The sequence below is a fragment of the Leucobacter viscericola genome, from assembly GCF_011299575.1.
In the GTDB taxonomy this organism is placed as follows: Bacteria; Actinomycetota; Actinomycetes; order Actinomycetales; family Microbacteriaceae; genus Leucobacter; species Leucobacter viscericola.
Genome location: NZ_CP049863.1, coordinates 615,624 through 634,704, shown reverse-complemented (window position 1 = coordinate 634,704; position 19,081 = coordinate 615,624). Strand labels below are relative to the sequence as shown.

The 19,081-nt window shown below is 63.1% G+C and carries 18 protein-coding genes; 10 read left to right on the top strand and 8 right to left on the bottom strand.

Annotation, left to right across the window (positions count from 1 at the left end):
- Positions 1-28 precede the first annotated feature (28 nt).
- Positions 29-1,507 carry an MDR family MFS transporter gene (locus G7068_RS02960; protein WP_166288643.1) on the top strand — a complete coding sequence of 493 codons (1,479 nt, stop codon included), beginning with the start codon at positions 29-31 and terminating at the stop codon, positions 1,505-1,507.
- On the opposite strand, the gene G7068_RS02955 is transcribed toward G7068_RS02960, so the two are convergent.
- Positions 1,491-2,405 carry a LysR family transcriptional regulator gene (locus G7068_RS02955; RefSeq protein WP_244304637.1) on the bottom strand — a complete coding sequence of 305 codons (915 nt, stop codon included), beginning with the start codon at positions 2,403-2,405 and terminating at the stop codon, positions 1,491-1,493. The genes G7068_RS02960 and G7068_RS02955 overlap by 17 nt on opposite strands.
- A gap of 205 nt (positions 2,406-2,610) precedes the next feature.
- Here G7068_RS02955 and G7068_RS02950 point away from each other — a divergent pair, with 205 nt between their 5' ends.
- A complete protein-coding gene (locus G7068_RS02950; RefSeq protein ID WP_166288637.1) occupies positions 2,611-4,152 on the top strand; it encodes an aminotransferase class I/II-fold pyridoxal phosphate-dependent enzyme in 1,542 nt (513 codons plus the stop codon).
- Between the two features lie 107 nt (positions 4,153-4,259).
- Here G7068_RS02950 and G7068_RS02945 read toward each other — a convergent pair whose 3' ends face one another.
- Entirely contained in the window at positions 4,260-4,475 is a 216-nt protein-coding gene (locus G7068_RS02945; protein ID WP_166288634.1) for a hypothetical protein, read from the bottom strand.
- Between the two features lie 77 nt (positions 4,476-4,552).
- On the opposite strand from G7068_RS02945, the gene G7068_RS02940 reads away from it, so the two are divergent.
- Positions 4,553-6,265, top strand: coding sequence for a DUF885 domain-containing protein (locus tag G7068_RS02940; protein WP_166288631.1), 1,713 nt, complete (start codon positions 4,553-4,555; stop codon positions 6,263-6,265).
- Positions 6,266-6,267: 2 nt separating this feature from the next.
- Complete coding sequence (locus tag G7068_RS02935; RefSeq protein ID WP_166288628.1) at positions 6,268-6,675, top strand: YchJ family protein; 408 nt, start codon at positions 6,268-6,270, stop codon at positions 6,673-6,675.
- A 33-nt stretch (positions 6,676-6,708) separates the two neighbouring features.
- On the opposite strand, the gene G7068_RS02930 is transcribed toward G7068_RS02935, so the two are convergent.
- From G7068_RS02930 to G7068_RS02920, 3 genes are read right to left on the bottom strand one after another with little or no spacing between them, the layout of a single operon-like run.
- A complete protein-coding gene (locus G7068_RS02930; protein WP_166288625.1) occupies positions 6,709-7,512 on the bottom strand; it encodes an ABC transporter permease subunit in 804 nt (267 codons plus the stop codon).
- Positions 7,509-8,450: an ABC transporter ATP-binding protein gene (locus G7068_RS02925; protein WP_166288622.1), complete on the bottom strand. Its 942-nt coding sequence runs from the start codon at positions 8,448-8,450 to the stop codon at positions 7,509-7,511. Before G7068_RS02925 ends, G7068_RS02930 begins: the two co-directional genes overlap by 4 nt.
- 51 nt (positions 8,451-8,501) lie before the next feature.
- On the bottom strand, positions 8,502-9,932 hold the full coding sequence (locus G7068_RS02920; protein ID WP_166288619.1) for an aminopeptidase P family protein: 1,431 nt from the start codon (positions 9,930-9,932) through the stop codon (positions 8,502-8,504).
- A 116-nt stretch (positions 9,933-10,048) separates the two neighbouring features.
- Between G7068_RS02920 and G7068_RS02915 the strand changes: the two genes are divergently transcribed.
- The 3 genes from G7068_RS02915 to G7068_RS02905 all read left to right on the top strand — a co-directional run bounded on the left by G7068_RS02915 (position 10,049) and on the right by G7068_RS02905 (position 12,924).
- Positions 10,049-10,801: an SDR family NAD(P)-dependent oxidoreductase gene (locus tag G7068_RS02915; protein ID WP_166288616.1), complete on the top strand. Its 753-nt coding sequence runs from the start codon at positions 10,049-10,051 to the stop codon at positions 10,799-10,801.
- 20 nt (positions 10,802-10,821) lie between these two features.
- Positions 10,822-11,670, top strand: a complete 849-nt coding sequence (locus tag G7068_RS02910) for a PHP domain-containing protein (protein WP_166288613.1) — start codon at positions 10,822-10,824, stop codon at positions 11,668-11,670.
- 249 nt (positions 11,671-11,919) lie between these two features.
- Positions 11,920-12,924 carry a DUF559 domain-containing protein gene (locus tag G7068_RS02905; RefSeq protein ID WP_166288610.1) on the top strand — a complete coding sequence of 335 codons (1,005 nt, stop codon included), beginning with the start codon at positions 11,920-11,922 and terminating at the stop codon, positions 12,922-12,924.
- Positions 12,925-12,998: 74 nt separating this feature from the next.
- Here the strand turns inward: G7068_RS02905 and G7068_RS02900 are convergent, their stop codons facing one another.
- Positions 12,999-14,564: a DEAD/DEAH box helicase gene (locus G7068_RS02900; RefSeq protein WP_244304635.1), complete on the bottom strand. Its 1,566-nt coding sequence runs from the start codon at positions 14,562-14,564 to the stop codon at positions 12,999-13,001.
- Positions 14,565-14,706: 142 nt separating this feature from the next.
- Between G7068_RS02900 and G7068_RS02895 the strand changes: the two genes are divergently transcribed.
- Entirely contained in the window at positions 14,707-15,426 is a 720-nt protein-coding gene (locus G7068_RS02895; protein WP_166288604.1) for a ferritin-like fold-containing protein, read from the top strand.
- Positions 15,427-15,435: 9 nt separating this feature from the next.
- Positions 15,436-16,581, top strand: coding sequence for a methyltransferase domain-containing protein (locus G7068_RS02890; protein ID WP_166288601.1), 1,146 nt, complete (start codon positions 15,436-15,438; stop codon positions 16,579-16,581).
- On the opposite strand, the gene G7068_RS02885 is transcribed toward G7068_RS02890, so the two are convergent.
- Complete coding sequence (locus G7068_RS02885) at positions 16,582-17,304, bottom strand: NRDE family protein (protein WP_166288598.1); 723 nt, start codon at positions 17,302-17,304, stop codon at positions 16,582-16,584. It abuts the gene before it with no gap.
- Between the two features lie 36 nt (positions 17,305-17,340).
- On the opposite strand from G7068_RS02885, the gene G7068_RS02880 reads away from it, so the two are divergent.
- Positions 17,341-18,657 (top strand): bifunctional phosphopantothenoylcysteine decarboxylase/phosphopantothenate synthase, encoded by a 1,317-nt coding sequence (locus G7068_RS02880; RefSeq protein ID WP_166288595.1) that lies wholly within the window; start codon positions 17,341-17,343, stop codon positions 18,655-18,657.
- Between the two features lie 9 nt (positions 18,658-18,666).
- Here G7068_RS02880 and G7068_RS02875 read toward each other — a convergent pair whose 3' ends face one another.
- Positions 18,667-18,891 (bottom strand): DUF3107 domain-containing protein, encoded by a 225-nt coding sequence (locus tag G7068_RS02875; RefSeq protein WP_166288592.1) that lies wholly within the window; start codon positions 18,889-18,891, stop codon positions 18,667-18,669.
- Between the last annotated feature and the right edge of the window lie 190 nt (positions 18,892-19,081).

Sequence of the window (19,081 nt, the reverse complement as noted above, 5' to 3'; positions counted from 1 at the left end):
GGGCCAGCTGGGCTAAGATTGAAACCTTATGTCTAAATCCGCCGATGGCTCTTCTCAACCCTCAGGTTCACCCACCGATAAGGTGTTTGGTGCGCGCGAACAGCTCGCCATTTGGCTGCTGCTCATCTCCGCCTTTGTGGTGATTCTGAACGAGACCGTCATGGGTGTCGCTCTGCCGCGACTGATGGAAGACCTGCACATCACCGCTTCGGCGGGCCAGTGGCTGACGACCGCGTTCCTGCTAACCATGAGCGTCGTGATTCCGATCACCGGCATGCTCATTCAGCGCGTGACCACTCGAACGCTGTTCATCACCGCGATGACGCTGTTCTCGCTCGGCACTCTGATCGCGGCCGCCGCGCCGGGGTTCGGTGTGCTCGTCATTGGGCGTGTGGTGCAGGCGTGTGGCACGGCAATCATGATGCCGCTTCTCATGACCACGGTTGTGACGTTGGTGCCCGATAACCAGCGCGGCAGGTTGATGGGGCGCATCTCGATCGTCATCTCAGTTGCTCCCGCGCTCGGTCCGACACTTTCGGGCTTGATTCTGCAGGTGCTCGACTGGCGCTGGCTGTTTATTGTGGTGCTGCCGATCGCGCTGGTGGCGCTATTGCTTGGTATCTTGCGCATGCCGAACGTCGGCGAGCAGCGTAAGGCGAGGATCGACGCACTCTCCGTTGTGTTGTCGGCTCTCGGATTCGGCGGCATTGTGTACGGGCTCAGCCAGATCGGATCGGCCGCGAACGGTGATGCCATGATCCAGCCGTGGATTCCGCTGGTGGTTGGTGGCCTCGCGCTCGGAACCTTTATCTGGCGGCAGCTGTTGCTGCAGAAGCAGGATCGCGCACTGCTCGATCTGCGCACGTTCCACTCGCGGCCATTCGCGCTCTCGGTAGTGCTCTTTGTGTTCAGCGCGATGGCGCTGTTCGGCTCGCTGATTCTGCTGCCGATTTACGTGCAGAACGTGCTCGGCCACAACACACTCGAGACAGGTTTGCTGCTGCTTCCGGGTGGCCTGCTGATGGGCCTGATGGGTCCGATCGTCGGGCGTATGGTCGACAACCGTGGCGCTCGCTTCGTGCTGATCCCTGGAACGATCCTCACAGCCATTGCGCTGTGGAGCATGGGACTGTTCACCGACACCACCTCCGTCTGGCAGGTGCTCGCGACGCACCTGCTGCTGAGCCTGGGACTTGCGGGTGTGTTCACGCCGCTGTTTACGGTGTCTCTCGGTTCACTGCCGCAGCAGCTTGCTTCGTACGGCAGCGCAACGATTGCCACGGTGCAGCAGGTGGCCGGCGCCGCCGGAACCGCGCTGTTTGTGACCGTCATGACGATTGTCTCCACGAGTGCTGCGGGATCGCCCGAGGCCGTGGACGCGCACGCACTCGCCGAGGGAACCCGAGCTGCGTTCCTGATCGGGGGAGTCGCGGCAACGATTGGTGTTGTGATCGCCTTCTTCGTGCGAGACTCAGCGCCGGTTGAGGCCTCTAGCCAAGAGCTGTAATTGAGCGGCGCACGACCTCGGCGAGCTGACGCACGGCCGCCGAGGGACCGCCCGGCCCCGCGGGCGCCGCGAGCAGAAGCTCGCGGGTGAAGCGCGGATCCTCGATCGGGCGAAGCGCCACACCCTCCGGGGGGTTATTGGTCGCGAGGCTCGGTACGAGGGCGACCCCCATGCCCGCGGCCACGAGTCCGAGCACAACGGAATAGTCGTCGGTGCGGATCGCGACGTTCACCTTGTGGCCGTCTGCCTGGAATGCCTCCCTCACCAGGTCGTCTAGTGTGTCGCCCGGAGTCGAGCCGGTCACCCAGTTGTCGTTCGAGAGCGACAGGAAATCTTCGCGGTTGAAGCTCTGATGTTTTGCTGCCGGGTGGGTGGAGGGGAGCGCAAGGAGCATCGGGTCGGTGAAGAGGTGTGTGGTGTGCACCTCGGCTCGGAAGGGGAGCTGGTAGCCGCCCGCTGCGTAGACGAGCGCCGCGTCGAGTGTGCGCTGGTTCACTCGCGTGACCAGTGGCGTGAGCTCTTCGAGCATGGTGTCGAGCTCGATGCCCAGCTCGGCAGTTCGTGCCGCGATACCGGGCAGTAGGCGAGCAGCGGCGGTGGGAAAAGTGCCAAAGCGGAGCCGGATCCTCCCCAGCTTTGAGAGGTCGCGCACGTCGGTGAGTGCGCGATCCGCGAGGCCCAGTATCTCTTCTCCCCGCTCAAGCATGAGCGCACCGGCGGTCGTGAGTTTGCTGCCGCGTGTGCTGCGAGTTGTCAGGTCGGCACCGACGAGTCGATCGAGGTTGCGCAGGTGATAATCGACCGTGGGCTGGCTCCAGCCGAGGCGCGTCGCTGCGCGGGCCACGGATCCTTCAGCAGCAACCGCGCTGAGTGCTTGTAACTGGCGAAGATCGATCACGAGCGAACCTAACGTGGTATGGAACGAGGACGGTGTATCCACCATAACTGTTCAATACTCTATATGGTTCCCGAGAGCGCAATAAGGGGTTCTGTTTCGGCCTTGATACGGGCATTCTTACTTCATGCTTCATCAAGACACCAGTGCGCCTCATTTTGGGGGCGACCAGGGCTCAGCAGGTAACCATGGCTCCGAAGGCCCCGCCATGGCCGCGATAACCGTGGGGGCTTCCTCGAGCCCGCTGTCCCACCCCGTCTCGGCAGCGCAACAGCGCGCGCCCTACGCGGAGGCTCTTATCCGGTTTGGTGATTCTGCGCCGCTGTCGCTCATGGTGCCGGGCCACGGCAACGATCCGGATCATGGATCGCGGCACATCGTCGACCTCTTTGGGGCCCGCGTCGCCGAGCTGGATGCCCCGCTGATGCTCGAGGGTATCGATCTGGGTGATGACTCTCCACTCAGAGAAGCCCAGGCTCTCGCCGCCGAGGCCTGGGGAGCGAAGCGCACCTGGTTTCTCACGAACGGCGCCTCGCAGGGCAACCGCACCGCCGCAATCGCGGTTCGTGGCTTGGGGGAGCGAGTGCTTATTCAGCGCAGCTCGCACTCCAGCTTCACAGACGGTGTGCTGCTCTCAGGGCTGAACCCGGCCTTTGTGTCTCCGACGGTTGATCTGCAGCACGGGATTGCTCACGGGCTCACACCGGACGCCCTGAACGAGGCACTCACGGCCGAGGCCGAGGCTGGCCGCGCTGTTTCGAGTGTCTACGCGGTTTCGCCGAGTTACTTCGGCTCAGTGGCCGATGTTGCCGGTCTCGCCGCGGTCGCGCACGCACACGGCGCAGCGCTCATCGTCGACGGCGCTTGGGGGGCGCACTTTGGATTCCACCCGGAGCTGCCCGAGTCGCCAGCTCGCCTGGGCGCCGACCTCGTCATCTCAAGCACCCACAAGCTCGCCGGATCGCTGACGCAGTCCGCGATGCTGCACCTCGGAGAAGGGCCCTTTGCTGAGCGACTTGAGCCGCTGGTCGAGCGCGCCTATTCGATGACCTCCTCAACCTCTGCGAGTGCCATTCTGATGGGATCGCTCGACGTGGCCAGGCAGGCGCTCGTCACGGGCCAGGATCGAATCGGCGAGGCCATGAAGATCGCGGCCGAGATGCGTGAGCGACTGCGTGCAGATTCGCGCTTCTCCATCATCAGTGACGATTTTGGACAGTTCCCGGATATCGTGCACACTGACGTGCTTCGTGTGCCGATTGACGTCTCGGGACTCGGGCAAAGTGGCCACTGGGTGCGCAACCGCATGATCGAGCAGCACGGTGTCTACCTAGAGATGTCGACCGCGACGTCAGTTGTCGCCGTGATTGGTGCGCTCAACGCGCCGAACCTTGACCGTTTTATGGACGCGCTCATGGCTGTCGTCGCTGAGGCGGAGGCACTGCGAGAAGCCGCGACTGAAGAGGTCTCTCTCGAGGCCTTCCCCGCGCTCCCCGCTCCGGGCATGCTCCGTATGCTGCCTCGTGAGGCCTACTTTGGTGAGAGCGAGGTTGTCTCGTTTGAGCACGCGGTCGGCCGCGTCTCGGCTGACACCCTCGCCGCCTACCCACCCGGAATTCCGAACCTGATTCCAGGCGAAGAGGTCACAGCCGAAACCGTTGCGTTCCTGCGGGCTGTCGCCGCATCGCCGACCGGGTACGTGCGCGGGGCGGTTGACGCGGAGGTCGGCGGGTTCCGCGTGGTGCGGTAGCAGCTGGCTGGTGCTGAGGCGGATACACTCGCTGGCAGCGACACGTTCACACAAAAAGGGCGGTGCCGATCCTTTCGGATCAGCACCGCCCTTTGAAGTTCTCGAGGTTACTTCTTCTTCTCGAAGAGGTTGCCGATGAGTGTCGAGCCGATCAGCACGATCGCGAGCAGGATGACGCCCACGATGGAGATCGCAACGACGTTCAGCGGATCGCCCGCGTACGAGAACTGGACGTCGCCAGTGGTAGCGAATGCGGGTGCTGCAACAAACACCGAAGCGAGAGCTACGGTCACAGCAGTTGCGATGCGGGTGCGGATCTTCACGTTGTCTCCTCGCGGTACCTGATGATGTTGGCGCCGAGCGCCGATCCCTATCATCCTATCCCTAATAGGGTAGAGGCATGACCGCACCACGCACACGTACCCCTATCGATGCCGCCGCAGAGGCCTGGGTCGACACCCTCGTTGACCTCGCGCCCACCCTTGGAACGTACATCGGTCGTAGCGAAGCTAACAATCGGCTTCCTGATTACTCGCCTGAGGGAGCGGCGGCGCTCGCGAAGGCCGAGCGAACGACGCTCGACGCGCTCCTCGCGGCACCGGTCGCCGACGCTGTTGACGCGGTAACGCAGGCTGATCTCTCTGCAGAGCTGCGGCACGGAATCGAGAGCTACGAGGCTGGCGAACACCTGCGTGACCTCAACGTGCTTGAATCACCCCCGCAGCAGATCCGAGACATCTTTGATCTCATGCCGACCGACTCCGAACAAGACTGGAGCGTGATTGCTGAGCGCCTGAGCGCCGTTCCGGCCTCGCTCGAGGGGTACCGGGCTTCGCTTGCGCAGGGTGTTGCGCGCGGGCTTGTCCCGGCGATCCGCCAGTTGCGGGAGGTGTCTGAGCAGTCGCGACGGACTGCAGGATCGGGCGGCTCCGCCGATAGCGGCACCTTTTCCACGCTGGCCGCGAGAGCCAGTGGTGTGCCTGCGTCTTTGGCGCAGGATCTTGCGGAAGCTGCGAAGGGTGCTGAGCGCGCCTACGCCGAACTCGCGGAGTTCTTGGACCGTGAGGTCGCGCCGCACGCCCCCGAAGCGGACGCGTTTGGACGCGAGCGTTACGAGCGGGCATCAGAGGGCTTTTTGGGCAAGCGCGTTGACCTCGATGAGACCTACGAGTGGGGTATCGAAGAGCTTGCACGCATGGTCGAGGAGCAGCAGCGGATTGCCGCCGAGATTGTGCCGGGAGGTAAACCCGGTCCCGGGATCATTGCTGAAGCGATTGCCCTGCTCGAAAACGACCCCGCGCGTAAACTGCACGGCACCGACGCGTTGCAGCGCTGGATGCAGGAGACCAGCGACCGTGCGGTTGCGGAGCTGGGTGAGACTCAGTTCGACATCCCCGCCGAAATTCGCACGCTCGAGTGCATGATCGCTCCCACGCAAGAGGGCGGCATCTACTACACCGGCCCCGCTGACGACTTCTCGCGCCCGGGTCGCATGTGGTGGTCGGTGCCCGAGGGGGTTACCGAGTTTGATACCTGGCGTGAGTTGACGACCGTGTTTCACGAGGGTGTTCCCGGCCACCACCTGCAGATCGGTCAGGCCGTTGTGAACCGTGGCCTGCTCAATGAGTGGCGTCGGCAGCTCGCCGGCACCTCGGGTCACGCCGAGGGCTGGGCGCTGTACGCCGAGCGCCTGATGGAGCAGCTGGGGTACCTCGATGATCCCGCCGACCGCCTCGGCATGCTCGACGGGCAGCGGATGCGCGCGGCACGCGTGGTGCTCGACATCGGTGTGCACCTCGGCAAGCAGCGACCCGACGGCGCTGGTGTCTGGGACGGTGAATATGCCCTTGAGTTCATGCGCGACAACGTCAACATGAACGACGGTTTTGTGCGCTTCGAAGTGAATCGCTACCTGGGGTGGGCGGGTCAGGCCCCCTCCTATAAGATCGGGCAGCGCATCTGGGAGCAACTGCGAGATGATGCGGCTCAGAGTGCCACCGCACGCGGAGAGAGCTTCGACATACGCGACTTCCACCGCCGAGCGCTTGCCCTGGGTGGTGTGCGTCTCGACACGCTTGAGCGCGCACTGCGCGGAGACTTCGACGGTCGCTAACGATGGCGACGAGCGACGTTACCCCTGCCGCCGGATCGCTTTGCCCCTGCGGCAGGGGTGAACCGTATGCGAGCTGCTGCGGGTCGTTGCACTCTGGTGGTGCGGCGCCCACCGCAGAACGATTGATGCGATCCCGCTATAGCGCCTTTGTGCTGGGCCTCGACGCCTATCTGCTGCAGAGCTGGCACTCGTCGACGCGGCCGCAGTCGTTGGAGCTTGATCCTCAGGTTGAGTGGCGCCGCCTGGTGATCGAGCAGACGACAGCGGGTGGTCCGTTCGACAGCGACGGTGAGGTGACCTTTACCGCGATCGCGCGAACCCCAGACGGTCGGATGGAGCAGCGCGAACGCAGTCGGTTCGTGCGGGACGAGCAAGGGCGTTGGAGCTACCTTGACGGGGTGGCGCTGTGACCTGAGGGTCAGCCGTCAGCGCCGTTCATTGAATTACCGCCCAATATCGCGCGCCCGGAAGCGCAGCACACCCGCGACGAGCAGCACCACGATGCAGGCGAGCAGCAGCCACATGCCGCTGCCCAGCCCGTGAAGCAGCGGTTCGTTGCCGTATGCCCAGTGAATCGGGGAGTAGTCGAGCAGGCTCTTCATGGAGTCGCCCTGGTTACCGACCGCGTTCAGCACGTAGCCAAGTACGGCCACCCCCGCACCGCCCAGCAGGGCCACGGTGCGTCTTCCGATGAGTGCTCCCGCGACGACCGCAGCTGTGCCAGAGAGAAGCGCTGCCGTGCACAGCGCCAGTGTGCCCGCGGCAATATTGCCGACACTCAGTTTGAGCTCGCTGGGGCCGTTGAGAATCGTGATGACCACAAACACGATCAGCCCGAGCCCCAGCAGCCTGACCGCTAGCGCGGCCCAGCGCTCAAGCAGCAGCTGCACGCGGCTGACTCCGTGGGCCAGTGTCAGCTCGAGGGTGCCGCGTTCTTCGTCGGCGCCGATCGCCTGGGATCCCCAGGAGATGGCCGCGATACTGAACAGCAGGTAGCCGAGCAGTCCAAAGAAGGTACTCTGCGCGTAGCCCGCGCCCGTTGCGATGTTCTGATACCCGATGGCCGCGGTGAGCTCCGAGGGAAGCTGCTTGAGAAGGTTTTGCATCTCGGGGCTATTGCCGAGGGACGGGAAGAGCGGCAGGTAGAGGCAAAGCGCCGCAACAATGCCAATTGACCAGCCGACAAAGGATCGCCAGGACTCTTGCAGGCTGTGACGCAGGATCGGCAGAACCGGAACTCTGTTCATGACGCATCTCCGTTGTCATCGTGAAGGCCTTGGCCGTAGAGGCTCAGCACGGCGTCTTCAAGGTTCGGCGCCTCGATGCTGATGTCGTTGAGAGGGTAGGCGGCGAGAACCTTTACGAATCTGTCGGGATTACCGCCGAGTAAGCCAGTCAGACTGAGCGTTGCCTCGCCAGGGTGCTGGGTGACTCGCAGTTCGCTGAGATCCGGGATCGCCTGCAGCGCTGCGGTGAGTGTCGCCGCGTCGGCTTCACGCACCTCTGCGCTCACTCTGCGCTTTGCGGTCTCGCGCAGCTCCGAGACGGTGCTCGTTGTGATGATCTCGCCCTGCTTGAGGATCGCGACACCCGCCGCGACCTGTTCAACCTCGCTGAGCACGTGCGACGAGAGTAGAACTGTCGCACCACGATCCTGTGCCTCGCGCACGAGCGCGTGGAACGTCTGCTGCACGAGCGGGTCTAGGCCGCTTGTCGGCTCGTCGAGGATGAGCAATCGCGGATCGTGCATAAACGCCTGAATGATGCCGAGTTTCTGCTTGTTGCCCTTGGAGAGGCTGCGCACCGGCCGGTGTAGATCCACGCCGAGCCGATCCGCAAGCTCGGCAATACGGCCGCTGCTGACGTGACCGCTCAGCCTCGCATAATGCGCGAGCAGAGCCGCCCCCGTGACACGTCCCTCGAGGATGAGCTCACCCGGCAGATAGCCGATCTGCTGCCGCAGCATGGTGCCCCCGGCACGAGGGCTCATGCCGAGCACCTCAACACTGCCCGAGTTTGGCTGCATGAGGTCGAGCAAAATGCGCAGTGTTGTTGTTTTGCCGGCGCCGTTGGGGCCGATGATGCCAAACACTGACCCACTGGGGATCTGTAGGGTGACCCCACGAAGCGCTTCGGTTGAACCGAAGCGCTTCGTCACTGAATCAAGAGCAATTGCTGCTGTCATAGCCTCAATGTAGACCTCTTGGAGGCCTACAAGCAAGACGTATGACTGGGCCTATTGCTGTGCGTTTTTGATCCAGCTCTCAACGTCGTCTGCGGTGCGCGGGATGCCCGCCGAAAGATTGACACAACCATCGTCGGTCACAACGATGTCGTCTTCGATTCGCACGCCGATGCCGCGGTATTCCTCGGGCACCGTGAGGTCGTCGGGCTGGAAATAGAGACCGGGCTCGATGGTGAACACCATACCCGCGCGGAGCACACCGTCGAGGTAAAGCTCGCGGCGAGCTTGTGCGCAGTCGTGTACGTCCATGCCGAGGTGGTGGCTTGTGCCGTGCACCATGTAGCGGCGGTAGTAAGCGGTCGGATCGTTTTCGGCGCTGGGCAGGAAGCCCCACTCGCGGGTGTAGCGCTCGATGACCTTCATGGCCTCCTCGTGCACGTCGCCAAAACGAATGCCCGGCTTGACGATCGCACGAGCGGCGTCGGCGGCCTCAAGAACAGCCTCGTAGACGCGGCGCTGTACCGGGCTGAACGTGCCCGAGATCGGCACGGTGCGAGTGATGTCTGCCGTGTAGAGGCTGTCGAGTTCGACACCCGCGTCGAGCAGCAGCAGGTCACCCTCGCGCACGTCGCCGTCGTTGCGAATCCAGTGCAGGGTGCAGGCGTGTGATCCTGCTGCCGCAATCGTCTCGTAGCCGACGGTGTTGCCGTCGAGCCGGGCGCGCTGGTTGAAGACACCCTCAACGATGCGCTCTCCGCGCTTGTGCGCGCTTGCCTTGGGGAGCGCCGCGAGCACGTCTTCGAAGCCCTTGGCCGTTGCGTCGACCGCGGCCTGCATCTCGACGATTTCGTAGGAGTCTTTCACGAGTCGCAGTTCAGAGGCCGCTCGGGCCAGCTCTTCGTTCTCGAGTGTCAGCTCGCCCTCAGTGGACTCGAACGCTTCGAGTGGTGCCGTTGGTACGTCGAGCGCCGCTGCAACCTGTGCGAGTGAGGGGCGGGGTCCGATCCAGAATTCACCGATCTCGGGGTTAGCGAAGAACTCGTCGCTGTCGCGTCCGGCGCGCTCGCGGAAGTACAGGGTGGCCTCGTGCCCGTTGGGCGTGGGATCGAGCACCAGAATCGCGCCGGGTTCGCTCTCTGAGCCCCAACCGGTGAGGTGCGCGAAGGCACTGTGGGGGCGGTACTGGTAGAAGGTGTCGTTTGAGCGCTGCTTCATTGCACCGGCGTGAATGACAAGGCGCTTGCCAGTGAACAGCGCCGAGAGCGCGGCGCGGCGGCCGCCGGTGTGAGCGGTGACCGGCAACGCTGCGGGCAGCTCTTCGGGGCGATCCGCCCAGTGGCTTGAGATGTAATCGAGGAAACGATCGGACTGCGGAGTGGTGCTCCGGTTGCTGTTGTCGATCTTCACGTCGTGGGTATCGGGTACCTGCGTGTCGGTGTTGCTCAGATCAGCGGCCGAGTCCAGGTTATCTAGTGCGGTCATCTCCCCATCCTCTCACTTTCTTTTGATTCTGGGCTGTTCGTGAGGTCAGCGAGCGGGCGTAGTTTGTTTGTTAGAGACAGCGGATCGGCTGCCTTGCAGATGAAAGGAAGCGCGTAATGGCAACATATGATGTCGCAGATCGTTCTGCGGTGGTTACTGGAGCAGGATCGGGGATCGGCCGAGCCGTTGCCCTGCTGCTTGCCGCAAACGGGGCAAAGGTTGTGGTGCAGGATCTCAACGCCGAACACGCTCAGGCGGTCGTGGCCGAGATTGAAGCGGCGGGCGGTGTGGCAGTTGCGGTCTCTGGTGACGCTGCGGCGACCGATGTTGTCGCCGAAACGATTCGTGTGGCCGAAACGCTTGCTCCTTTGGGTATTGGCGTGAACAACGCCGGCATCGGTGGTCCCATCGGGCCAACCGGTGACTACAGTGATGCCGATTGGGAAAAGGTCATCAGCATCAACCTCAACGCCGTATTCAGGGGCACCCGCGCGCAGGTTTCTGCGATGTCTAAAAATGGCGGGGGAGCAGTGGTCAACATTGCATCGATCCTCGGAAGCGTTGGGACTGCCTACTCTCCGGCCTACGTTGCGACAAAACACGCTGTGGTCGGTCTCACAAAAGCCGCCGCGCTTGAATACGCCACGGCGGGTGTGCGAGTGAACTCGGTCGGACCCGGATACATCGACACCCCACTGCTCGCCGGAGCGGATGCCTCAGTGCGCGAGGGACTCGTTGAAAAGCACCCGATCGGCAGGCTGGGCCGCGCCGACGAGGTGGCAAACCTCGTTGCATTCCTTGCGAGTGACGCCGCGTCATTCGTGACCGGAAGCTATCACCTTGTCGACGGCGGGTACACGGCGCAGTAAGCGCCCAATACTATTGAGGGATGACTGCTGAGGCGATGCCGGGAGGGTTTGACCTCCATACCCACTCGGTGTTCTCTGATGGCACCACAACCCCGACTTCGATTGCGTTCGAGGCTGCCGCCATCGGGCTAGACGGCTTTGCCCTGACCGACCACGACACGGTGGCCGGCTGGGAAGAGGCGCGGATCGCGGCAGCCTCCGTAGGGGTCGATGTTCTGCCGGGCATCGAACTCACCACCCATACGGGGGCCCGATCCGCGCATCTGCTTGCGTACGGGCCCGATCCTGCGCACCTTGGACTCGGCGCAAAGATGACGATGCTGCGTGATTCCCGGGTGGCCAGGGCTCGCGCGATGGCGGATCTGCTCGCCCCCGACTTTGCTGTTGACTGGGACGCGGTGCTGCTCGCGGCAGGCAGCAGCGTCGGGCGGCCCCATATCGCCGATGCGCTCGTTGCCGCCGGGTACGCCGAAAATCGAAGCGCCGTGTTCGAGACGATCCTGAGCCCGCGGGGGCGTTATTACATGCCGATCTACGCGCTCAACACCGTTGAAGCTGTGGAACTTGTGCGCGCCGCGGGAGGCCTGCCCGTGTTGGGGCACCCCGCGGCGAACCGAATGCGCACTCCGTTCTCTGCTGCTGAGCTCGGTGAGCTCGCCGACGCGGGCCTGTGGGGCGTCGAACTCGATCACCCAGAAAATCGCGCTGACTGGGTCGCTCCATTGCGCGAATCGGCTGAGGCGCTCGGTCTTGTTGTGACCGGTGCGAGCGACTATCACGGCGCAGGCAAGGCGAACCGCCTGGGTGAGCGCCGCACGAGCTCAGACGTGGTCGCGGAAATCCGCGACCACGTGGCTGTGCCGCGCTAGACCTGCGCTGTCTCCTCTGCGCTGCGGTGGTCCTGCGCTGTCCCCTCTGCGCTGTCCCCTCTGCGCTGCGGTGAACGCATTTCAACATTATGAACTCGCATAATGTTGAGACGCGTTCACCGTAGGAGAGGGAGCTTCGTCCACAAAGGGCGTAACGACAAGTTTCCGCCCTATTATTGAGTTTCATTGTGGATAACCCGCAGAGCACCACGAACCTCGCGTTGAATGAGATGCATGGTGAGAGTCCCAATGCAACTGTCGGAAGAACTGCAAACGTCGGCGTTTACCATTTCTACGGGAATGAGAGCGGGCCTGACCCCGCGTGCCGCACAGCATTCGCGTTTCGCGCACCCTCATCACGGAGTGCGCAAGCTCAAAGTGGATAGGCCACGATTTGAGTTTGACGAGATTGCGGCGAGACAGCTTGCCAGGGACTACCTTCCCCTACTTCGCCCGAGGGAAGCGTTCAGCCATACAACTGCGCTGCTACTGATGCAGGTTCCTCTTCGAACTCCTGCTCAACTGCACGTGACAGCGCCAAAACCAATGGGGCAGGCAAGGGGACGCAACGTAAGAGGGCACCGTGTCTCCCGCGAGTTCACGCCTATCAAAGACCTTGAGGGATTGCCATGCGTGCCGTATCTTCAAGCGCTCTTGCAATCGATACCCATGTTGAGGTTTCGCGAACTCGTTGTCGCACTTGATCATCTCAGGTTGTTGCGGGGGCCACCGGGAGTTGCGAAGGCCTTGTTGCCCCAAGAAGAGGTTATGAGGCACCTGCAGGAACACTCCGTTATTGGGGCGGCGAGACTACGTGCAGCGATTGAAGTTTCGCGAGTTGGTGCTGAATCCCGAATGGAGTCGTTACAGCACTTCGAACTGGCACGGATGGGGATCGACACCCTCGAAATGCAGGCCGAAATTTTCAGCGAAGCCGGTGTTTTGATTGGCCGCTTTGACCTTGTTGATCGTGAGACGAAGCGGATTGTTGAATACGACGGCGAGCAACATCGCACCGATCGTCTGCAATATCTGCGAGACGAGGAGCGTTTGGAGAATGCGCGCGAAGAAGGATGGAAGATCCTTCGCCTCCGCAAAGAGAACTTTCACGACAGGGAGCTTGCTGCGACTCGTCGCATCCTCTGCGATTTCTTGCTTCGCGTGCCAAAGACGCTACCGCCGCGCCTCACGAAGTACTTTGCTGAGCCGCTCTATCTCTCGAGCCTAAGGCCCCGAACCCAAGCCCTGCGGTGAACGCATCCCAACATTATGAAATCGCATAACGTTGAGACGCGTTCACCGCAGGGGGAGAAAGGATGGTGAACTAGCTACTCGGTCGCGGTGGACTCAGTGGCCTGGGCGTCCGTATTGGACGCGCCGGATGCCTCGCCCGAGCCTCCCGTGCGACGACGACGGCGCCTGCGACGCGGGGCCGTCGTGCCCTCTGACTCGGGAGCGGGATCGAGCGATGCACCGGGCTCGCTGCCGCCCTCAAGGTCGTGACCGTGCTGCTCGTGGCCGTGGGTTTCGTGGCGGCCGCTGCCGCGTGGGTTCGCGCTGCGGGTGCGGCGACGCGTGCGGGTCGAGCCCTCGCGCTTTTCGCCCTCACCCGAGTCTGCGCTAGATCCGGATGCAGAACCCCGTGAGGATCCGCCGCGGCGATCAGCACCGCCGCGCCCGCCGCGAGGTGGGCCGTCCTTCACGGGAGTCGCCTTCAGACGGCCCTTTGTGCCCTCGGGAATGTTTAGATCGGTGAAGAGGTGCGGCGAAGACGAGTAGGTTTCAACGGGCTCGGCGATGCCGAACTCAAGCGCATTGTTGATGAGCGCCCACTTGTGCATGTCGTCCCAGTCAACAAACGTGACTGCGATGCCGGTACGACCTGCGCGGCCGGTGCGGCCGACGCGGTGCAGGTAGGTCTTGTCGTCGTCAGGAACGGTGTGGTTGATGACGTGGGTGACGTCGTCAACGTCAATGCCGCGCGCGGCGACCTCGGTCGCGACCAGGATGTCTTTTTTGCCTGACTTGAAGGCGGCCATTGCGCGCTCGCGCTGATCCTGATTGAGATCACCGTGTACGGCGGCGGCGGGGAAGCCGCGATCTGACAGCTCCTCCTGAAGTTTCGCTGCGGCGCGCTTGGTGCGCATGAAGATGACTGTTTTGCCGCGCCCTTCGGACTGCAGGATGCGCCCAATGATCTCGTCTTTATCGAGCGAGTGTGCGCGGTAAATGATGTGTTCGATGTTCGCCTGTGCCGCGCCCTCGTCGGGATCGGTCGCACGAATGTGGATTGGGTTCGACATGAAGCGGCGCGCGAGCGTCACGATGGTGCCCGGCATGGTCGCCGAGAACAGCATGGTGTGGCGCACCGCGGGGGTCATCGAGAACAGCTTTTCGATGTCGGCGAGGAAGCCCAGGTCGAGCATCTTGTCGGCCTCATCGAGCACCATCTCGCGAACGTTCTTGAGATCAAGAAGACGCTGGTTGGCGAGGTCGAGCAGGCGTCCGGGAGTACCGACGATCACCTGAGCGCCAGCCTTCAGCTGATCGATCTGGCCCTCGTATGCCTTGCCGCCGTAGATGGGCACAACGGTCGCGTTGCGGTTTTTGGTGGCGAGTTCAAGGTCTTCGTATACCTGCACGCAGAGCTCGCGAGTCGGCACAACAATAAGCGCCTGCACGCCGGGCTCGGGATCTTTGCCGATGCGCTGCAGCACGGGGAGACCGAAGCCGAAGGTCTTGCCGGTGCCCGTTTTGGCCTGGCCGATGATGTCCTGCCCCGAGATCGCGAGCGGAATGGTCTGCTCCTGGATCGGGAATGCCTCGGTAATGCCGCGCTCTGCGAGCGCGTCGACCATGTCTTGGTCAACGCCGAGTTCAATGAAAGTCGTCACGTTGCGTCCTGTTCGAAATGTTGATTGCTGCGCACACATTACTCACAAGCGCAGCGGCCGACGCTCCAGTGGCGCCGACGATGAATACTTACGGCGTTCAGTCTATGCCGACCATCGCCGCAACCGACGGTAAGCTGACAGAGTGTTCGAGTGGATCAAGGGGCTGCGCAAAAATAGGGCGCCCGTGCGTAAGGTGCGTTCGCGCGGTGACGGTAGTGATACCGAGCGCGTTGAACTCGCAGAGTTTGCCCCCGGAATACTGCCGTTTTTGGGGCTGACCGCCTACCTGCAGCTTGAGCTGTACGAGGCCGCAACACGCGCCGTTTCTGGCGCCCCAACCCTCGAAGCAAAGGATGTACTCGCCCGCGTGGCGGGGCAGACGCTCTCGAAGCACCAGCGGCTCACCGCCGAAATTCGCAAGCGCGGGCACGAACCCCACACCGTGATGGCGCCGTTCACGCAGGTCATCGATGAGTACGTGGAGCGGATCGATACTCCAGACTGGCACCAGTACGTGCTCTCCCTCTTTCTCGTTGGCGGACTCTTTGACGATTTCTTTGCGACGATCGCTTCGGGCCTTAAAGACAACTACCGCGGCGAAGCAATTGCGATCCTGAGCGATGACACCGGTCGCGACGAGGTGAAAAAGCTTCTTGAGCAGGCGATTGCTGATGATGAGGGGCTTTCGAGCTGGCTCGCCCTCTGGGGTCGACGACTCGTCGGAGACACCCTGTTGGTTTCGCGGGCGGTGCTGTCACTGAGCGAAAACCGCCCATTTGTCGCCAGCGAGGTTGAGCCCGTGTTCACCGAGCTCATCGCTGACCACATTCGCCGCATGGACGGGTTGGGCCTCACGGCCTAGGCCACACGCATGAGCCTGCCGCATTGCAAGTACTTTGAGGCGGGGCGCTGCCGATCCTGCGCCCTGATCGAAACCCCCTACGAAGCTCAACTGCGCAACAAGCAGCTGCGCTGCCGCGACACGCTGCCCTCTGTACCCGATGCCGCCTGGCTGCCGCCCGTGCGCAGCGAAGACCACGACTTTCGCAATAAAGCGAAACTGGTGGTCGGGGGCGTCGCCGGAAATGTGACGCTCGGCATCCTGGGGCCAGACGGGCGAGGAGTCGACCTGCGCGACTGCTTGATTCAGTCATCAGGGATCCGCAGCCTGATCCCGAGGCTTGCTGAATTTCTCGAGGCCACGGGTCTTGAACCCTACGACGTGCCAAAACGACGCGGTGAGCTGAAGTTTGTGCACGTGACCGAGGCTCCCGGCGGCGAACTGATGTTGCGGTTTGTTGTGCGCAGCGAGCACGCGTTAGATCGGCTTCGACGAGGGCTGGGAGAACTGCGCAGTGTCGTACCGAACGCCGTTGTTATCTCCGTGAATTTGCTGCCCGAGCACAAGGCCGTGCTCGAGGGGGATCGCGAAGAGCTGCTGCTGGGGTCGTCCCTCTCGATGCAGCTGGGCGATATAGCGCTGCACCTGCAGCCGCAGAGTTTCTTTCAGACAAATACCGCCGTGGCGCGAGCGCTCTATGCGCAGGCAGCCGAGTGGGTAGACCGGGTGGATCCCGCGTCGCTGTGGGATCTCTACTGCGGAGTTGGTGGTTTCGCGCTGCACTGCGCGTCCGCTCCCGGAGCGCCCGTTCGTGATGTGCTCGGTGTGGAACTCAGTGAAGCGGCGGTGCGATCCGCTCGGCGCAGTGCGCAGGAGGCGGGAATCGAGGCGCGCTTTGAGGCCGCTGATGCGACCCGGTTTGCGCTCGGGGCTGCAGCGGACACGGTTCCGAACCTCGTCATCGTGAACCCGCCGCGACGCGGGATTGGTGCCGACCTTGCTGCCTGGCTCGAAGACAGCGGCGTTCACGATGTCATCTACTCGAGCTGCAACCCCGAAAGTTTGGCGCGCGACCTCGCTGCCATGCCCTCGTTTGAAGTGAGTGAGGCGCGCGTCTTCGATATGTTTCCGCACACCACCCACCTCGAAGTTGCGGTGCTGTTGCGACGGCGTTGATTACCGATCGAACTGTGGCGGGTTCCAGTGCCCTGGCTCGGTGAAGTCGGCGGACTTTAGGTCCACCGCGTGCGAACTAACCTCCGCGATACAAACGAGTAGCGAGAGTGTCGGATACCCGTGAACCGTATTGTCGCGAACGATGGCGCGATCATCGTCAGGACCGAGCTGAGCGCTGCGTTCGAGCACGGCAAGCCAGCGGTCGCGCCAGTCGCCGTCTGAGCTGAGCTCCGCCGCCTCTGCGAACTCAGGCATCCAGCGCTCGATTCGAGCGGTGCCTGGATCGTCAACGAGGTGGTGCGCAATCATGTGGACCCCGGGGGAGAGCGTCTCGGTTTTCACCTCGGCGCCGTCCCAGCTGGTCACGCGGGTTGCTTCGGGCGACACGTCAACGAGGTTGAACGGGCCCGTGCGAGGGGGATCCGTGACCCCGCGGCCGCGAACCGCGTCGAGAACGATCGCCCCGCGTGATTCGAGCTGAGTAGCCTCTGCGAACGCTCCCTCGGCCGGTGCCCGGTTGAGGATCACGGCGAGTCGCCCAGGATCCCGCCTTGCAGCGAGCCAGGCCCCGTTCGCACGGCGATCCCGAACCCCACGAACCCCCGGGAAAGTCGAGGGCCACCACTCACCGGGGCCGTCCCAGGCGCGGTTGGGATCCTCGTCGCGCACCGCGAGCACCCGAGTAGATTTGCCAGGTCGAACCTCAACGACGACGGTGCACATACCCTTCCCTTCAACGAAAAGTGCGAGGATGGACGTGTGAACATCGTACTCGGAGTAACCGGCGGCATTGCCGCGTATAAGTCTGTAGCGCTCGCGCGCCTGCTGGTTGAGGCCGGTCACGAGGTGCACGTGGTGCCGACCGATGATGCACTGCGATTTGTTGGGAAGCCTACCTGGGAGGCGATCAGCCGCCATCCCGTCACGACCTCGGTGCACGAGGACGTTCCCGAGGTGCGGCACGTGGCTCTTGGTCAGCGGGCTGATCTCGTGGTCATTGCACCCGCCACCGCTAACACTCTCGCGCGTATGACCGCGGGCCTCGCCGACGACCTTCTCGGCACAACGCTGCTGGCAACGCGGGCCCCGGTGCTTGTGGCTCCGGCGATGCACACGGAGATGTGGCAGCACGCCGCCACACAAGACAATGTGGCGATTCTGCGCAGGCGTGGTGTGCTCTTCATCGGGCCGGAGAGCGGCCGTCTCACCGGCAACGACAGCGGGCCCGGGCGCATGAGCGAGCCCGAACAGATTTTTGCCCGGGTAGCGGAGCTGCTGGCTGATTCTGATTCTGATTCTTTGGCGCAGGATCTGGGCGGGCAGGATCTGGGGACGCAGGATCCGGGCGCGCAGAATCCGGAGCCCACCACCGCACTGTCAGCAGACACATCGGGCCCCCTTGCGGGGTTGCGCATTCTGGTGAGCGCTGGCGGCACGCGCGAGCCGATCGATCCGGTGCGCTTCATTGGCAACCGATCGAGCGGGCGACAGGGAGTTGCAGTCGCCGCTGCCGCTGCCGCGCGCGGTGCGAAGGTTGTGCTGCTCTCCGCGAATATCGACGATTCAGTGCTCGCCGAGGTCGCCGACAATCCCGCGGTGCGCGTGGTGCCGGTTGGCACCGCAGCCGAGCTGGAGTCGGCCGCACACGCGGGCTCGGCGGGCGCAGAGGTGGTGATTATGGCGGCCGCTGTGTCGGACTACCGTGTTGCGGGGGTCTCGGAGGAGAAGATCCGCAAGGAAGACAGTGATGGGCCGCCAACGCTCACGCTGCTGGAGAACCCCGATATCTTGGCGGGATTGGTTCGGGATCGTCGCCCCGGTCAGGTGCTTGTCGGCTTTGCAGCCGAGACTGCGGCTGATGAAGTTGAACTGATGGAGCGTGGCCGTCGCAAGCTCGCGCGAAAGGGTGTGGACCTGCTCGCCGTGAACTCGGTTGGCTGGAGCGAGGGCTTCGAATCGAGCGACAACACGCTGCACATTATTGAAGCGTCGGGCGCACTTGTGGAGCGAATTTCTGGCACAAAACAACAAACCGCGGACGCACTGCTCGATGCAGTGGCCGCGGTGCTGAGGTAATCCGAGGGACTAGCTGATAAAGCCGACCTTGCGGCCAGCGTCTCCACCGAACTCGACGTAGGTGATGGATCCTGCGTCAACCAGGTACTGCTTGCCCTTGCTGTCGGAGAGCGCGACGAGACCGCCATCTTTTGCCGCGGCCTCTTGGATGAGCGCGCGCAGTTCGTCTGCGGTTGAGTCGGTCTCGAACGACAGTTCGCGAGGTGAGTGCTTGATGCCGATACGAACTTCCACGGGTGCCTCCTTCAAAACGGTGGCAGGGTGCCACGGCTGATTCTGCTTCGAGTCTATGGTGGGAGCGGTGACTCGGTGTTGGAATTGGGGGCCCGTTCGCCGTGAGCGCAGTGTGTAGCGGCAAGATTCTCGCACTGAGATCTCACAAGCGCTGCACGTAGAGGTACTGAGCTGGCGTCGATTTTGTCTT

Coding starts and splice junctions, on each gene's coding strand:
- G7068_RS02920 (WP_166288619.1), bottom strand. CDS start 9,932: ATGACCGCACTAGATAACCTGGACTCGGCCGCTGATCTGAGCAACACC.
- G7068_RS02910 (WP_166288613.1), top strand. CDS start 10,822: ATGACTGCTGAGGCGATGCCGGGAGGGTTTGACCTCCATACCCACTCG.
- G7068_RS02890 (WP_166288601.1), top strand. CDS start 15,436: ATGAGCCTGCCGCATTGCAAGTACTTTGAGGCGGGGCGCTGCCGATCC.
- G7068_RS02905 (WP_166288610.1), top strand. CDS start 11,920: ATGCAACTGTCGGAAGAACTGCAAACGTCGGCGTTTACCATTTCTACG.
- G7068_RS02885 (WP_166288598.1), bottom strand. CDS start 17,304: ATGTGCACCGTCGTCGTTGAGGTTCGACCTGGCAAATCTACTCGGGTG.
- G7068_RS02930 (WP_166288625.1), bottom strand. CDS start 7,512: ATGAACAGAGTTCCGGTTCTGCCGATCCTGCGTCACAGCCTGCAAGAG.
- G7068_RS02925 (WP_166288622.1), bottom strand. CDS start 8,450: ATGACAGCAGCAATTGCTCTTGATTCAGTGACGAAGCGCTTCGGTTCA.
- G7068_RS02950 (WP_166288637.1), top strand. CDS start 2,611: ATGGCCGCGATAACCGTGGGGGCTTCCTCGAGCCCGCTGTCCCACCCC.
- G7068_RS02960 (WP_166288643.1), top strand. CDS start 29: ATGTCTAAATCCGCCGATGGCTCTTCTCAACCCTCAGGTTCACCCACC.
- G7068_RS02940 (WP_166288631.1), top strand. CDS start 4,553: ATGACCGCACCACGCACACGTACCCCTATCGATGCCGCCGCAGAGGCC.
- G7068_RS02915 (WP_166288616.1), top strand. CDS start 10,049: ATGGCAACATATGATGTCGCAGATCGTTCTGCGGTGGTTACTGGAGCA.
- G7068_RS02935 (WP_166288628.1), top strand. CDS start 6,268: ATGGCGACGAGCGACGTTACCCCTGCCGCCGGATCGCTTTGCCCCTGC.